Annotated in this window: 7 protein-coding genes; 6 read left to right on the plus strand and 1 reads right to left on the minus strand. The window is 53.9% G+C overall.

Going from position 1 to position 16,775, the window contains the following annotated elements; all coding sequences use genetic code 11:
• Nucleotides 1-5: 5 nt before the first annotated feature.
• Nucleotides 6-1,202 (plus strand): hypothetical protein, encoded by a 1,197-nt coding sequence (locus ACX1DY_RS13740; protein ID WP_458964897.1) that lies wholly within the window; start codon nt 6-8, stop codon nt 1,200-1,202.
• Nucleotides 1,199-3,598, plus strand: a complete 2,400-nt coding sequence (locus ACX1DY_RS13745; protein WP_458964762.1) for a glycoside hydrolase family 88/105 protein — start codon at nt 1,199-1,201, stop codon at nt 3,596-3,598. Before ACX1DY_RS13740 ends, ACX1DY_RS13745 begins: the two co-directional genes overlap by 4 nt.
• Nucleotides 3,599-3,920: 322 nt before the next feature.
• Here ACX1DY_RS13745 and ACX1DY_RS13750 read toward each other — a convergent pair whose 3' ends face one another.
• On the minus strand, nt 3,921-4,502 hold the full coding sequence (locus tag ACX1DY_RS13750) for an LOG family protein (protein ID WP_458964763.1): 582 nt from the start codon (nt 4,500-4,502) through the stop codon (nt 3,921-3,923).
• Between the two features lie 214 nt (nt 4,503-4,716).
• Here ACX1DY_RS13750 and ACX1DY_RS13755 point away from each other — a divergent pair, with 214 nt between their 5' ends.
• The 4 genes from ACX1DY_RS13755 to ACX1DY_RS13770 all read left to right on the plus strand — a co-directional run bounded on the left by ACX1DY_RS13755 (nt 4,717) and on the right by ACX1DY_RS13770 (nt 16,570).
• A complete protein-coding gene (locus ACX1DY_RS13755; protein ID WP_458964764.1) occupies nt 4,717-4,983 on the plus strand; it encodes an AbrB/MazE/SpoVT family DNA-binding domain-containing protein in 267 nt (88 codons plus the stop codon).
• Complete coding sequence (locus tag ACX1DY_RS13760) at nt 4,980-5,315, plus strand: type II toxin-antitoxin system PemK/MazF family toxin (RefSeq protein WP_458964765.1); 336 nt, start codon at nt 4,980-4,982, stop codon at nt 5,313-5,315. Before ACX1DY_RS13755 ends, ACX1DY_RS13760 begins: the two co-directional genes overlap by 4 nt.
• A gap of 226 nt (nt 5,316-5,541) precedes the next feature.
• The gene (locus ACX1DY_RS13765) at nt 5,542-12,348 is read left to right on the plus strand and encodes an Ig-like domain-containing protein (protein WP_458964766.1); all 6,807 of its coding nucleotides are present in this window, start codon (nt 5,542-5,544) and stop codon (nt 12,346-12,348) included.
• A gap of 238 nt (nt 12,349-12,586) precedes the next feature.
• Nucleotides 12,587-16,570: an endo-1,4-beta-xylanase gene (locus tag ACX1DY_RS13770; protein ID WP_458964767.1), complete on the plus strand. Its 3,984-nt coding sequence runs from the start codon at nt 12,587-12,589 to the stop codon at nt 16,568-16,570.
• The last annotated feature ends 205 nt before the right edge of the window (nt 16,571-16,775 follow it).

The raw sequence follows: 16,775 nt of genomic DNA on the forward strand, positions 1-16,775 counted from the left end.
GTAAAATGCTGCTGGGCGATCTGGACGGGGACGGCCGGGCCGAGCTGCTGCTGGTACAGCCTGATAACCGCCAGGATGTCCGTTACATTCCGCATCAGGTGCAGTGCCTGACCGCTTTTGATCTGGAAGGGCGGCTGCTGTGGCAGACTGGCAAGCCGGATTCCGGCGCAGGCAGTCAAGGCTCGGATTATCCGGCGCAAATTTACGATATTGACGGTGACGGTGCGCTTGAAGTGCTGTGCGTGATGGATGACAAGCTGCAGATCGTAGAGGGAGCGACGGGTAAAATCAAGGCTGTACATCCGCTGCCGGCCAAAGAAGCCCATGACTGCATCATCATAGCCAATTTGAGCGGAGAGGACCGGCCCTCCGACATAATCCTCAAAGACCGCTATCATCAGCTGTGGGCGCTTGACCGCAATTTTCAGTTATTGTGGACCCATCAAGGCAATGTGGGGCATTACCCCTGGGTGTTCGATCTTGACGGAGACGGATGCGATGAAGTCATGGCCGGATACGATCTGCTGGACTCTGCGGGAAGGCCGCTGTGGAGCTGCCACGGTCTGGAGGATCATGCCGATTGCCTGTGGGTCGGGGATGTGAACGGAGACGGCGTGCCTGAGCTGGTGATCGGCGGAAGCGTAACGGTCATGTATGACCGGGACGGAAACGAGCTGTGGCGGTACGAGGGTTCCATTGAATCGCAGCATCTGGCGCTCGGCCGTTTCCGCCCTGACCTGCCCGGTCTGCAGATCGCAGGTCTTGATCGGATGGTCCGCGAGGATGACGGCAAAGGGCTGAAAGGAAAAGATGCAATGTTTCTTCTCGACATGTACGGACAAGAGCTTTGGAAGGAGGAGCGCAAGGAGGACGGCTGGCTGACGATCGTTGAAGCCGTCAGCCGGTTCCGGCCAGACGCCTCCGATTACATCCTGGCTTACCGCCGGGGCGGAGGCGTGCTTCCCGCGCTCTATGATGGATACATGAATGTCGTTGCGCAATTTGCTGAGGAGGGGTATGCCGTACACGGGGATCTGCTGGGCAGCGGCACCGAGCAGGTGATTATCTATACGGATGAACTGGCGGTGGTCTATGCCGGCGAACCGCTCACGCTTCGGGCGGTGCATCCGGGGCGGCCGCTGCGGCAGCCCAAACGGCTATACAGCTCCACGCTGTATCCCGGCGGTGAGGTGGTCCTGTGAAGGAAGCGCAGGCAGTCACTGCTGAGGTTCCCATGTACTTTGATCCATGGAATTCCATTTCCCGTACGAGCGGCAATCACACCGAAGCTGTACTTGCCGCTGTAGCGAACCGGTATATCGGCGCCAATCCGCCGCAGCCGCCGGTGTACCGGGTGCACCTGGAGGACAGCTTTCCGCGACTGTCCGACTGCCGGTACGAGATGAACCTGAAGGAACGGCTGCCTGAACTGAAGGACGGGGAATTCGTCTATGTCTGGGGCAAGCTGTGGAGCGATGCAGAGACAGAGATTCCGCTGGCGCTCAGCTGTTTCGGCCCGGTCACCGTGTATGTCAACGGCTCCGCCGCGTTCCAGTCTAATCTGAATGACGATGTGTTCCCGGAGCGCCGGGCCTTCTTTCGCGCCGGGCTGGACCGGGGCTGGAACCATATGCTGCTGGAATTTGCCGCAGTCGGCACCGGCTGCGGCGGCATCTTCGGCACCGGCAGCGTGAAGGGCGCGCCGCTGCATATTCTGGCCCCCACCGCGCAGCTCAGCGGCTGTGAAGGCTGGATTTACAGTGAGCCGCAGCCAAGCAGATGGACACTGCGGCCAGACTCCGGGCCGCAGCCGGCGGAACGCTGCGGCGGTCCGGGTCCAGCCGGACCGGGGGCGGGGCTGAACGGCGGCGATGCGACCGAGGCCGGACTGGCGTCCCGCTGCGAGTGGCATCCGGCGGCGGAATGGCCGGATACCAAGAAGCGGGAGGGCAACCTCTCGCGCATCTTCGGCGCTGTTCCGGGCGCGAAGGCGCTGGCCTGGAGCAAGCTTGCAGTGACCGTGCCGGGCGGAGCGGACATCCGGCTGCGTTGCCGCTGCCAAGCTATAACCGCACTAGCCGTCTACGTGGACGGACAGCGTGCAGCCATGCAGCCGGAAGGAAGCGGCGGGCTGGATATCCAGCTACGGCTGGGCTTTGGCAGCCATGATCTGGTGGTCGAGGCCGTCTGCGGCCGCGCCGGTTGGGGCTTTGAGCTGGAAGCCGTGGAGACTGCCGCAGGGAGCGGTGAAGGGGAGGCGGAGGCTTCAAGTTGCCCCGCGCAGCCTGATTTCGGGGCTGGAAGGGAAGGCAATGAAGTCCGCAGCGCCGTACGCCTGGTCATGCCGCATCCCGTAGAGGGGCAGACTGATCCCTGGCTGTACCTGGGTCCCTTCCTTGATTCAGCTGTACCTCAAGCTGCGGCGGCAACTTCCATGGATGCGCCCCTCGGAGAGGGAAAGGAAAGAACCTTCTGGCGGGTGGACCGGCCGGGCGGCGTAGTACGGCCGTACCTGGAAAGCCCGCTGTATGGACGCTGGAATTATCCGCTCGGCGTAACGCTGTACGGGCTTCTGCGCACGGGCGAAGCGCTGGACGATCCCCATTACACCGGTTATGCCAGGGGGCATATCGAGCAGTGTACGCGGCTTCATGATTATGCGCTTTGGGACCGCAGCCGTTACGGCGCGCCGGGCGTCAATCACCAGCTGGCACTGATCGATTCGCTCGACGACTGCGGCTCATTCGGTGCCGCCATGCTCGCCGCTCAGCGGGAAGGCCCCCTGCGCGGAGCGGTTCAGACGGCAGAGTATATTGCCGGGTACATTCGTGAGGAGCAGTCCCGTGATGAGGATGGCGCGCTCTACCGGACCCGGGGCACTACTGATTTTATGCAGGGCACCATGTGGTGCGACGATTTGTACATGAGCACGCCTTTTCTGGGCCGGTACTACGAGCTGACCGGGAACGTCGCCTGTCTGGATGACGCGGCATCCCAGTTTCTGCTCTACCGCAAGCGGCTGTTTCAGCCGGAGCTCGGCATCATGCATCATGTCTACGACTATAAATTCGGCAAGCCGAATGGAGTAGCCTGGGGGAGGGGGAACGGCTGGGTGCTGTTCTCGCTGACCGAGCTGCTTGACATCATGCCTGCGCAGCATCCGCAGCGGCCCGAGCTGCTGGCCTACTTCCGGGCGTTGTGTGAAGGGTATCTCCGGCTTCAGGATGCCCAAGGATTATGGCATCAGGTGCTGACCGACCCGGATTCTTATGCGGAAGCTTCCTGCTCCTCGATGTTTGTGTATGCCTTTGCCCGGGGCGTACGCAGAGGCTGGCTGCCGGAGCCGCAGCCGTATACCGCGGCGGCATTGCGCGGCTGGCAGGGGATCAGCGAGTACTTCATTGACCGGCAGGGTAATGTATACGGCGTCTGCCGGGGGTCGGGCTACTCGTTCAACAAGCTGTATTACAAGGAACAGCTCTCCTGGCAGCTCAATGATACCCATGGTATTGGTATTGTGCTGCTGGCCGGTATTGAAACGCTTGAACTTTCGCGGGGACTGGAAGCAGAGCAACCTTTACCTTCCATACGGCTGTAGCCCCGCCGGGCGGTTTGGAGAGAAATAACGGCAGAAGTGCCGTTGTTGAAGCCCCACTGGGCAGTTTGGGTGGAATTAGCACAATTAATCAGGACAACGACGTTGAAATAATCAAAAAACGCCGAATTTAGATGGAAAAATTCCAACATGCTCCCGTATTGGGTGTTCCGTCATATTTTTAGGTGGAGAAATTCCAGTTGGGGGAGGAACGGGGCCATTATTCCGGGCAGCCAGGTAGTGGATTAGCTGCTGCGCCCCACATAATAAGTCCAATGAGGCGCAGCTGGTAGCTTTTATAGGACAGGGCAATGAACACGGATGATCAGGTGCGCTCGTCCGTTAGATATGTTTTCACTGGTGGAGGGGAGTAGTTCAGAAATTGCCGGATCATGCCCTCGGGTGTGGTGTCGGTGAGAACCATTGACCGGTGCTTCTCCGGCATGAACTGTTCCCTTGTGATCTGGTCAAGCAGGGCAATGAGCGGGTCGTAATAATGCTCGACATTTATGATCCCGCAAGGCTTCTGATGCAGCCCGAGCTGCGCCCACGTGAAAATCTCAAAGTACTCCTCCATCGTTCCCGGCCCCCCCGGCAAAGCGATGAAACCTTCGGCGAGTTCTGACATTTTTAATTTGCGTTCGTGCATGGAGTCTACCATGATCAATTCCGTCAACTGCTTGTGTTCAATTTCCCGGCGTTTGAGAAAATGGGGCAGAACCCCAATTACGCTCCCGCCAGCCTCCAGAGCAGCGTCCGCCACCTCACCCATCAAACCGACGGTCGCTCCGCCGTAGATCAGGGTGATGCCGCGTTCTGCCAGTACTCTACCCAGCGCATGGGCGCTTTCCTTATAGACGGGAGAAGCACCGTCACGTGATCCGCAGAATACAGCGATACTTTTCATGGTTGAACACTCCTCTTTGCGTAGTAAGATCAACACTCACCGGAAGCCTCTCCCGGAGCACACATCTTAACGGTAGCACATTGGCGGGCTTATTGCACATCGGCATTTCCTGATGGTTTGTATCGGGATTGCAAGGAATGTATATCATAGGGATATACATCGTAAAGGCGGTGGGGTATAATTGAGCCAACAAAAGGGAAAGGATGCGAGGGTCATGACGACTGTAACACTCAGTAAGTGGGGACACAGCAGCGCGATTCGCATACCCAGTCAATTCATTAAGCGCTTGAACCTGGAAGAAGGAGCCGAAGTCGAAATTATCCTGACACCCGAGAATGACTTATTATTGCGCCCCGTTAAAAAACCAAAGGAAGCGGATGAGGATCTGCGCGCTCATTTGCAAATGCTGCTCTCAAAAATAAAACCGGGCACATCTCATGACGAGGTCGATCTTGGAATTGAAGGAGACGAATTGTTGTGACAGTCCCGGGACGTGGAGATTTAATTTGGCTTGACTTTAATCCTCAGACCGGACATGAACAAGCGGGGCGGCGCCCAGCCATTGTGCTGTCAGAATCCAGTTTTAATGAGTTAACCGGTTTTGCCGTCGTTTGTCCGATTACGACACAGATCAAGGAATATCCATTTGAGGTTGTTTTACCGGAGGGGCTGCCTTTTTCGGGTGTAATTCTGACTGATCAATTCAAAAGCCTGGATGTGGTAAAACGCCGGATCAAAGTTGTCGGACATCTCAGCCCCGAGTCGGATTGTATGAAAGCCGTTCTCCGCAACACGAGATCCATCCTGGCATGAATATATGCTGAGGTATGTTATAAGAGATCATGTTTTCTCCTTACAAAGGGGAAAACATCGTCTCTTTTTTTTGTTTATTTTGAGGAGAGTACCATACTTTCCATTCTCAAACAAAACTAGCGTTGATAATCAGAGTAAATCATAGCTTTGTCAGGTATTTCCGCCGGGGGCACTCATGCTATCGTCATTTATGAAAGCGTTTAAATTCATTGGGGGAGGGAATTGAATGGCGAGAGCTATATCTAAAAAATGCTTTATCCTGCTCGTTGTGGCAGCCATGTTATTGGTAAACTTCTTAGGGCTTGTAGATCCGTATCGGACACCAGTCGCTTCTGCGGCACCCGCGAGCGGCAATTTGCTGGCTAATCCGGGTTTTGAAGCGGATGGAGCGGTGACCACTGCGCCGGCAGGCTGGAAGACGGTTACGACGGCAGGGACAGTGACGACACAGGCTGCGGGCAAAACGGGGTCTTACTCGGTAAACGTAGCTTCGACGAGCAAATCGGGGTCTTTTGACGCGCCTTCGTCGGGGATCTATCAGACCTTTACGGGACTTGAGCAAGGTACATATACCTTCCAGGCATGGATTAAGACGAGCGCCTATAAGGCAGCTTCTTCTTCCGGGCCGGATACAGCCGCTTATCTGGAGGCCAAGAACACGGGCGCGCCTGTTATCCGCTCTTATGTCAACGGTTATCCGAACGCAGACGGCTGGGTATTGATCGTGATGCGCAACGTCATCTCCTACAATGGTCAGGCGACAATCGGCCTCTACCTTCAGAATGCGGCAGCCGGAATGTCAGTCTCTATGGATGATGCTTCCTTCACGCTGGAGCTAAGCGATCAGAATCCGGTTCAGAACTGGGGATTTGAGAATGGACTGAACGGCTGGACCGCGTCAGGGGATGCAGCAGTACTATCCTCTGGAGCAGATTCAGAATTGAAAGCGCTTAAGCTAGCGGCTGGCGCCAAGGTATCGCAAGTGGTTCCGCTTAAGCCGAATACGAGCTATATCGCTTCCGTAAGAGCCAAGGTGGGACAAGCAGCCGGACTGGTGAAAATCGGCGTGTCGGGTATCGCCAACGCGCGCAGCGCTCCATCCGCTACGACGGATTATTCGCTGCTGACAGTTGGTTTCGTGACTGGTGCTAATGATACGCAAGGTACACTCTACCTTGAGAATGCAGGAACCATTGACGCGACCCTTGACAGCGTAGATCTGTTCGAAATGGATAATACGATTATCAAAGGTGTCGATATCTCCTTCCTGCCTTTGATCGAGGATTATAATGGCCATTATTATGCCAACGCTGTACGCCAGGACTTCTTCGACATTATGCAGAACCGGGGAGTTAACGCCGTCCTGCCGATGACATTTGTTGAAGCGGGGAACACGGTACAGGATTATCAGATGCTCAAAGGTTATTTTGACAAAACACATACCATCGCTCTGGCCCAAAGGGCAAAGGAGCACAACATGAAGTTTGTAGCGTCCTTCCACTATAGCGACGGCTGGATGAGCGCAGGCAAGGCGATCAAACCTCAGGCCTGGCAGAATCAGAGCCTTGATCAGCTTCAGACGACGATGTACAACTACAATTATGATTTTCTCAAGAGCATGGACGATGCTGGCGCTCTGCCGGATATAGTCAAGATCGGCAATGAAGAGAACGCAGGGATTGTATGGGATGACGGAAAAATATGGTCAAGCGGGCGCGCGGGTTATGCCAAGCTCATCAATGCCGCCTACCAGGCTATGAAGGACGTATCGCCGGCTATGAGAGGGCATCTTCATGTCAACAACGGTTATGACCCGGCGTCAACCAATGCCTGGTTCGATGCCAACACAGCCGCCGGAATCACATGGGATGGTCAGGATTATTCCTTGTATGGCGGACGGCCTACAGGGTCTATTTACAACATGCTGCGCAACAATCTGGTGAAGTGGCCGGATAAGGATGCTATTTTCGTTGAGACGGGCTTCAGCAACACAGGAACCAACTACGGAGCTTCCAACGGCTCCAATATTACGAACGGATATTATGAGAAATCGGAGCGGGGCCAATATAACTGGCTGATTGATTATATGCAGGCCTTGCAGGATGCGCCGAATCCGACGAACCAGCAGGTGGGCTTCTTCTACTGGGCCGCTGAATGGATTGAAAAAGGCGACGGCTACGATGGCCCGAACAGCCCGTGGCTGCCTGGCGGTTCCTCTGCCGAGTGGGGGAACTCCGTTGGCGACCGCACTTTGTTCACCTATGATGGACAAGCCTTGGACGGAACCTACGCCTATTTGTGGAGAGGCAAGCCTATTGCCAAGCCGTTAGGCGGGGAAGTTGCATTTTCCGATGATTCTGCTTCTTATGCCGTTTCTCCGGCTAGTGTAACAGGGGTTGCGATGAAGGAAAAGAGTGTGGAGGTCGCAGAAGGCGGCATGAAGCAGCTTGTAGCCACTGTAGCTCCTGCGGATCAAGTGACCAGCTCCGGCATGAAATGGACATCGTCCAATCCATCCGTTGCCAAGGTCAATGAAGCCGGTATCGTCACAGGCGTAGTGGCAGGCACCGCTACGATTACGGTTAAGACGGTGGATGGCGGCTTCACGGATACAAGCACGGTTACGGTTACGCAGGCTGTACCTGCCGGCAGTATCACCCTTACCGGCAACGATCTGTCAGGCGGGGCAATGTCGCTGATTGTAGGCCAAACCTCTGCGCTCAAGGCAGCGCTGCCTCAGGTGGCAACTAATCAGATTGTTAAATTCACTTCGTCCGATCCTTCGGTAGCTGTGTTCTTGGGAGAACCTGTGCAGACAGTTAAGCCGGGGATCTTGTACCAGCAAAGCAATGTGACTTCGGGTGTGACCGTTATCGCCAAGAAGGACGGCAAGACGACGATCACCGCTTCAGCAATGGACGGGTCGGCTTCCCAGTCGTTTGAGCTGACGGTAGCTAAAGTGCCGGTAGATGCTGTCACGCTGGATGCTACAGATGTGAAGCTGGCCATTGGCCGTACCAAACAGTTGAAGGCAACGGTCTCACCAGCCAATGCTTCGTTCCCGGGAGTGACATGGGCGTCTTCCGACGAGCAGGTGGCGACAGTAGACAGCACAGGACTTATCACAGGCAAAAATGTCGGCACTGCCACAGTCACGGTAACAACGAAGGATGGAGCTAAGAAGGCTCAAGCTTCCGTAATTGTCACCAATGTGCTGACAGAATCAATAACCCTTAACCTAAGCTCCGTCCGCCTCCGTGCGGGAGAGGCAGCCACCCTCACAGCAGATGTGCTCCCTGCCGATGCGAAGGATAAAGGACTGAGCTGGACTATAGGTGACAGTTCAATTGCCACCGTCAATGACCAGGGAACCGTCACGGCGATCCAGAACGGTACGACGACTGTGAACGTCAATGCTCTTGACGGCGGGGCTTCCTTGACCATTCCGGTTATTGTCGCCGATGTTCTGAACGTAACGGGTGTTACTGTCTCACCTGAAACCGTAACGGTTGAAGCAGGCAAGACGGCGCAGCTCACTTCGGCAGTAGTTCCGGCTTCCGCCGATAATCCGAAAGTGAGCTGGAGTTCGAGCGACCCGGCTGTTGCGGTTGTAGATGAGAACGGGCTGGTTACGACGCTACACTCCGGTACCGCAATTATTACAGCCACGACGGAGGATGGCGGATTTACAGCAGCCTCGACGATTACGGCTACAGACCTCTTGTCGCAAGGCAAGTCGGTAACGGCGAGTAAATCCGCAGCCGCTACTCCTGCAGGGAATGCAGTGGACGGCAATAATGCATCGGCATGGTCGCCAGGCGGGTTCGTGGTTCCTTCGACACTTACGGTTGATCTGGGCCAAACGGCTGTTATTGACTCCACGCTGGTCAATGCCTGGGTAGCGCAGAATTATACGATTGAAGTGTCAGAGGATGGTACGAATTACACCAATATCGCTACCCGCAACGATATCATCAGCGCGCATACGAAGAAAGAGGGAGTCATCACTACCGATGTATCCCCGGCAGGCACTTATGCGCGTTATGTCAGATTAACGGTGACGGGAGTCATCAAAATCGGATCATCCCAGCAATGGACCGGGATCAATGAATTCAAGGTATTTGGACGGTTCGTCGCTCCGGTACAGTCCATCGTCTTCAAGAATGCACCGTCCACGCTGGTTATTGGTGATTCCGCCGCATTGTCGGCCGAAATCTCTCCAGTCAATGCAGATCCGCGTCTCGTCTGGTCCAGCTCCAATCTGAGCGCTGTCACCGTCGACCAGACTGGTAAAATAGCAGCCGCTATGCTCGGAGGCACACAAGGCGACATTGCTGACACAGCAGTCATAGCCCTTACGGCTAAGTCTGGTGTAGCGGCAAGCCAAACCATCGGGGTCAAGATTCCGATTATGGTTGAAGGGATCTCGATCTTTTATAAGGGGACCAACTTGCCCGATGACCGGCTGGACCTGATTCCAGGGCAGAAGGCCAAGCTTCACGCCAATATTTTTCAAGGCAATGCGGATTACAAGTCGGTTGTGTGGTCTTCGGATAAACCGGAGGTGGCAACAGTAGACGCAGCTACCGGCGAAGTTACCTCTATCGGGGAAGGGACAGCCAAGATTACGCTGACTGTGGATTCGTACAAGAATCTGCCGGGCGGCAATGAATTCTCAGCCAGCATTGATGTCCATGTCATTTCTGCCCCGGCAGCTCCGGGCAATCCAAGCGCTGCGGCGAAAAGCGCCAATGCCATCGAGATGAGCTGGAGTGCAGTGAGCGGTGCGACAGGCTACAATGTCTATCGCTCGGATTCAGCGGACGGTGAGTATGTCAAGCTGAATGCTGCACCGCTGCCAGGCACTTCTTATACCAATAATGGGTTGAACGCTTCCACGACCTATTATTACAAAGTGACAGCGGTGAATCTTGCAGGAGAATCGGACAAGTCGGATGTGGCGTCCGCTAAGACGGACGAGGGGCCGGCAACTGTCGTGAAAGTAACTTATGTCAAAGTAACTCCGGCTGAGGTGACGCTGACCGAAGGCATGAGTGCGCAGTTGACGGCTGTGGTAGCGCCGCAGAATGCGACGAATCAAGAGGTAAGCTGGAGTTCCAGCGACACGGCGGTGGCAGAGGTAAGTGCCAGCGGGGTGTTGACAGCGAAGAAGGCGGGTACAGCGATGATCACGGTTACAACCGTTGACGGTTCGTTTACGGCAACCACACAAGTAACGGTAGAGGCCGTGCCGCCAACTGTTGTAAGAGTGACTTATGTCAATGTAACACCAGTTAAGGTGACGCTGACCGAAGGCAAAAGCTCGCAATTGACGGCAGTAGTAGCCCCGCAGGATGCGACGAATCAAGCGGTGAGCTGGAGCTCAAGCAATACAGCAGTGGCAGAGGTGAGCGCCAGCGGGGTCGTAACGGCGAAGAAGGCAGGTACAGCCGTGATCACGGTCACGACTGTTGACGGCTCATTCACAGCAACTGCGCTGGTAACCGTAGAAGCCGCGCCGCCGGCAGCGGTGGCAGTAACGGGCGTTAGCGTAACCCCGTCAGCCGCAACGCTGACAGAGGGCGGGAATTTGCAGTTGACGGCTGCGATAGCGCCTAAGGGGGCAACGAATCAAGCGGTGAGCTGGAGCACCAGCAATGCCTCCGTTGCTACAGTCAATGCTCTGGGCCTTGTTTCCGCAGTAGCACCGGGCACGGCAACCATTACGGTAACCACTGCAGATGGAAAATTTACCGCTTCTGCTACGGTTACGGTGCAAGCAAAGTCCTCCAATTCAGGAAACTCAGGAAACTCGGGAAATTCAGGCAACGAATCGCCGATCAAGGGGACTGCGCCAGCGGTAACGGTTGATCAGAGCGGCAAGCTTAGTGTGGGTGCAGCACCGAATAACCAGGGCACTGTAGCTGTAACCATTTCACAGCAGGACCTGGAGAAAGCGATTAGCCTTACCTCAGGAGGCAAACTGGATATAGCCATCCAGCCTGATGCGGGTACTAAGGAAGTTTCAGTGGCCCTCCCTGTCGCTCAGTTGAAGGGTCAAGGGAACGACAAGGTTAATCAGATCAGCATTAATGTAGGCGGAGCAAGCGTCTCGTTCAGTACAAATCTGCTTAAGGAATCCAGCGCAGCGGCAGCTAATCTCCTGCAATTGACGGTTACGCATGTCGATCAGACCGCACTACCGAATAATTTGCCTGGAGCAATAGGCGGTTCCGCTCAGGTCTATAATTTCACACTAACGATTGACGGAACTCCTATCACATCGTTTAAACCGCAAAATCAAGTTGAGGTCGCTTTGGATTACACGCTTAAGCCGAACGAGAATCCTAAGCAGGTAGTCATTTACTACATTTCTGACAAGGACACGCTTGAAGTTGTCAAGAACGGCAGATATGATGCTAAAACGAAGAAAGTTATCTTTAAAGCAGCCCATTTCAGCAAATATGCCGCCGCTTATGCGCAGGTCAATTTCTCCGATCTGGCAAAAGCCGGATGGGCCGCAGATGCGGTAAAAGCGATGGCAGCTAGAGAAGCGATCAGCGGGTATAGCGATGGCAGCTTTAAACCAGAGGCCGCAGTAACCCGGGCAGAATTTATTACGATGCTCTTGAACGCTTTTGACCTGGTAGATGATCAGGCCGTCAGCCGCTTCAGCGATGTAAAGGCAGGAGCCTGGTATGCCTCTGCTATTGCATCAGCGGAAAAACTGGGTATCGTAAACGGCAAGCAAGATGGCGCCTTTGGTGTTAACGACACCATTACCCGCCAAGAGATGGCGGTTATGGCCTACCGCGTTTCGAAGCTGCTGAACCTGGATTTAAAAGGCAGTTTGGCCGCAGATGCTTTTGCTGACCAGTCCCAGATCGCAGGTTATGCTGCAGAAGCAATCGCCGCTTTGAAGCAGGCCGGATTAATGTCGGGCCTTGGCGCTAACCGTTTCGGGCCGGATATCTCGACTACGAGAGCCCAAGCCGCTGTCCTGATCAATAACGTATTTGAACAAACGAATTAATCCGCACGAGTCCCGCAAGGACAGTTAGGTCTTGCGGGATTTTTTTGTGCTTTGGCAGCTTCGGCTGCTGCACCCTCATCCCGAAATCATCTAAAAAAACCACGGAACAATCTTTAATTTGGTGTATGACGCGCTTTTGTGATTATGCTACGATTTTGGTTGAGAAAGGGGGCGGCTTCTTCCATATATGTAAGCGCTTAACTAGGCTAACCCAAATTCCTACAGAGGAGTGCAGCAAATGAGTAAAATGATCAAACAGGTCTTTTCGGTCTTACTCGCGGCGGCCCTGCTTATTCCGGCAGGCTGGAACGCTCCGGTTGCGAAAGCTGCAGCACAGAAACAGGAAGAAACAAAAACGGTTTATCACGAAACCTTTGCGAATGGCGCAGGCAAGGCTGTTCAATCGGGAGGCGCGAGTCTGACCGCTGTCACCGGCAAAATTTTTGACGGAAATACCGATGGGGCAGCATTATACGTTAGCCAAAGAGCGAACAACTGGGACGCGGCTGATTTCAGCTTCAGCGACCTTGGCCTCGCCAATGGGAAAACCTACACAGTAACCGTAATCGTGTATGTTGACGCAGATGTAAATCTGCCAAGCGGTGCGAATGCGGCGCTTCAAACCGTAAACAGTTATGGAAATTACGCTGAAGCGAATTATGTACCCGGCAAAGCCGTTGCCTTATCTAAAGAATTTACTGTAGATTCGAGTAAGGATAAGGCTTTGCGTATTAACTCCAACGAAGCTGGAGCCACTGTGCCGTTCTACCTCGGAGACCTCCTCATCACCGAGAAGACCGCTGCGGGCGGCGGTGAGGAGCCAGTAAGAGAACCGGCTGTACCTTTTACCACGATTACCTTTGAAAATCAGACTGCAGGCGGCTTCGAAGGCAGAGCAGGGACTGAGAAGCTGACCGTTACAAATGAACAAAATCATACTAAGGACGGTTCCTATGCGCTCAAGGTAGAGGGCCGTTCAGCGACATGGCATGGACCATCCTTGCGTGTGGAGAAGTATGTAGACAAGGGCAGCGAATATATCATTTCGGCCTGGGTCAAGCTGATTGACCCCGCAAGCGCGCAGCTCCAGCTCTCTACGCAGATTGGCAGTGGAAGCAGCGCAAATTATGTGGCTCTATCACCCAAAACAATCAGCACCAGCGATGGTTGGGTCAAGTATGAGGGCAGCTACCGTTATAACAGTGTAGGCGGCGAATTTTTAGCGATTTACATCGAAAGCTCAAACAACGCAGCAGCCTCCTTCTATATCGACGATATCAGCTTTGAGAAAACAAGCTCCACCCCCGTTGTCATTCAGAAGGACCTGATTCCCTTAAAAGATACGTATAAAAATGATTTTCTGATCGGCAATGCGATTTCCGCCGAGGATCTGGAAGGTGTTCGGCTGGAACTGCTGAAAATGCATCATAATGTCGTCACGGCAGGCAACGCCATGAAACCGGATGCGCTGCAGAAGGAGAAGGGCAAATTTACCTTTAGCTCGGCGGATGCAATGGTTGACAAGGTGCTTGCTGAAGGAATGAAGATGCATGGGCATGTGCTGGTATGGCATCAGCAGTCCCCAGAGTGGATGAATGTGGCAAAGGACGCGGAGGGCAAAGATATTCCGCTGGGACGGGATGAAGCTCTTGCAAATCTGAAGACCCATATCAAGACCGTCATGGAGCATTTCGGCGGTAAAGTGATTTCCTGGGATGTTGTCAATGAAGCGATGAGCGATAACCCGCCTAATCCGGGCAATTGGGAAGATTCGCTGCGTAAGTCTCCTTGGTACAATGCCATCGGCCCGGATTACCTTGAGCAGGCTTATCTGGCGGCAAGAGCAGTACTTGACGAGCACCCGGAGTGGAATATCAAGCTGTATTACAACGACTACAACGAAGACAACCAGAACAAGGCTCAGGCCATCTATAACATGGTCAAAGCGATCAATGATAAGTATGCGCTTACACACCCTGGAAAGCTCCTGATTGACGGTGTTGGCATGCAGGCTCACTATAATATCAATACAAACCCTGAGAACGTTAGGTTGTCCCTTGAGAAGTTCATTTCCTTAGGCGTAGAAGTGAGCATTACCGAGCTTGATATTATGGCCGGCAACGACTATAAGCTTTCCGACAAGCTCGCGAATGCCCAGAGTTATTTATACGCGCAGTTGATGGAGCTATACAAGGCTCATGCTGCTAATATTGCCCGGGTTACCTTCTGGGGCCTGGATGACGGTACGAGCTGGAGAGCGGAATCCAATCCGCTGTTGTTCGATAAGAACCTGCAGGCGAAATCCGCTTATTATGCTGTCTCCGATCCGGTAAAATATATTCAGGAGCATCCGCCTGTTGTGACGGATGCTAATCAATCCACGGCGGTTTACGGCACACCTGTAGTGGACGGGACTGTTGACGCGGTGTGGAGCAAGGCACCTGAGCTGCCGGTTAACCGGTTCCAGATGGCTTGGCAAGGGGCGGGCGGAGTGGCGAAAACCCTCTGGGATGATCAAAATCTGTATGTTCTGATCCAGGTTAGTGATGCTCAGCTCGACAAAAGCAACAAAAACGCATGGGAACAGGATTCCGTTGAAATCTTCCTGGACGAGAACAACGGAAAAACTACATTCTATCAAGCGGATGACGGGCAGTTCAGAATTAATTTTGACAATGAAGCTACCTTCAGTCCGGCCAGTCTTTCCACTGGCTTCCAATCGGCAACCAAGGTTTCCGGGACGAACTACACGGTTGAAGTGAAGATTCCGTTCAAAAAAATAACAGCAGGCAACGACAAAAAAATCGGATTTGACGTTCAGATCAACGATGCCAAAGACGGCGCCCGGCAAAGCGTTGCCGCGTGGAATGACACAACCGGCAATGGCTATCAGGATACATCCGTCTACGGTGTGCTTACCCTTACGGGCAAGCCTGCACAACCAAACGACAGCGGCAATAACAATAACAATAACAATAACAATAACAATAACAATAACAATAACAATAACAATAGTGGAAGTGCCACACCAATTCCGCAGACAGGCAACGTTGAGAGCAAGGACGGCGTTGTTACGATCAAGCTGAATTTGAAGTCTGACAAAGGACTGGCGAAGGGAACGGTCTCGGGCGATGATTTGAAAAAAGCGCTGGAGCAAGCCGCTCCGTCAGCGGGCGGCAAGAAGCAGATCAACATCGAAGTGCCGAAGCAAGCAGACGCAGCATCGTACGAAGTAGCGCTGCCAATGCAAAGCCTGAAAGGTCAACAGAGTTTTGTTCTATTGCTGAAGACCGAGCAAGCGGTACTCCAGATTCCAAGCAATATGCTGTCTAACGTGACAGACAATTCGGAATATGCGTCTATCCGTATAGCCCGGGCCTCGACAGAAGGTCTGGACACGGCAGCGAGCGTACAGATTGGCAGCCGTCCGGCAATAGAGCTGAAGATACTCGCCGGCGGGCAGGCTTTTGCATGGAACAATCCGAATGCGCCAGTAACAGTTTCCATTCCTTACACACAGGGAGCAAGTGAGCTTGGCAATCCGGAATCGCTTGTGGTTAGGCAGCTTGCGGGCAACAGCAAACCGGCCCCGATCCTGAACAGCCGATATGATGCGGCAACCGGAGCGCTTGTTTTCCAGACTACAGGGGTTGGCACCTATGCAGTAGCATATGCGCCGTTAGCCTTCGAAGACCTGGAGAATGTCGCTTGGGCCAAGCAAGCTATTGCTGCTATGACTGCCCGCGATATCGTTCAGGGAACCGCAATGAACAGTTTCTCCCCTGCTGCTGCTATGAAGAGAGCGGACTTCGTTGCGCCGCTTGTGCGGGCCCTTGGGCTGAAAGGCACAGGCCAGGAGAACACAGAAGCATTCAGCGACGTTCAGAAAGACGTGTATAGCACTGAGCTGGCTATCGCGAAGCAGCTAGGCATCGTCACCGGCTATGGGGACAATACGTTCCAGCCAGACAGCCCGATCTCCCGCCAGGAAATGATGGTGATCGCTTCGCGCGCACTGGCCGCAGCCGGCAAAGTAGCGGGCGGCAGCGGAACTTTGGCTGATTATTCGGATGCGGACCGCATTTCGGGTTATGCCAAAGACAGCTTGGCAGCCCTGGTGAAATACGGAATCATAAGCGGCAAGAACGGCAAGCTGGCCCCGAACGATACGCTTACCCGTGCTGAAGCGGCAGTTATTCTATATCGTATTTGGAAGCTGTAAGCAAAAACTAATATTCTGGTAGACAGGATACTTTGCCTCGATTTCGAGGAAAGGTATCCTGTCTTTTTGTGATAGAATGATTGAGATATAAAGTTAACATGAACGTACCACATACTAAGCTTCATGGAAGTAAACGCTCCTCTTACCTACTTTATTCCAACGTCAGGTACGAGGATTCGATATCGGAAAAGCTAAGCGCTTTCTC

The organism is Paenibacillus sp. BAC0078, from assembly GCF_054483875.1.

What these genes read in the sequence shown, in the direction of transcription:
- ACX1DY_RS13740 (WP_458964897.1), top strand. Translation starts at nt 6, where the DNA reads ATGCTGCTGGGCGATCTGGACGGGGACGGCCGGGCCGAGCTGCTGCTG.
- ACX1DY_RS13750 (WP_458964763.1), bottom strand. Translation starts at nt 4,502, where the DNA reads ATGAAAAGTATCGCTGTATTCTGCGGATCACGTGACGGTGCTTCTCCC.
- ACX1DY_RS13755 (WP_458964764.1), top strand. Translation starts at nt 4,717, where the DNA reads ATGACGACTGTAACACTCAGTAAGTGGGGACACAGCAGCGCGATTCGC.
- ACX1DY_RS13765 (WP_458964766.1), top strand. Translation starts at nt 5,542, where the DNA reads ATGGCGAGAGCTATATCTAAAAAATGCTTTATCCTGCTCGTTGTGGCA.
- ACX1DY_RS13770 (WP_458964767.1), top strand. Translation starts at nt 12,587, where the DNA reads ATGAGTAAAATGATCAAACAGGTCTTTTCGGTCTTACTCGCGGCGGCC.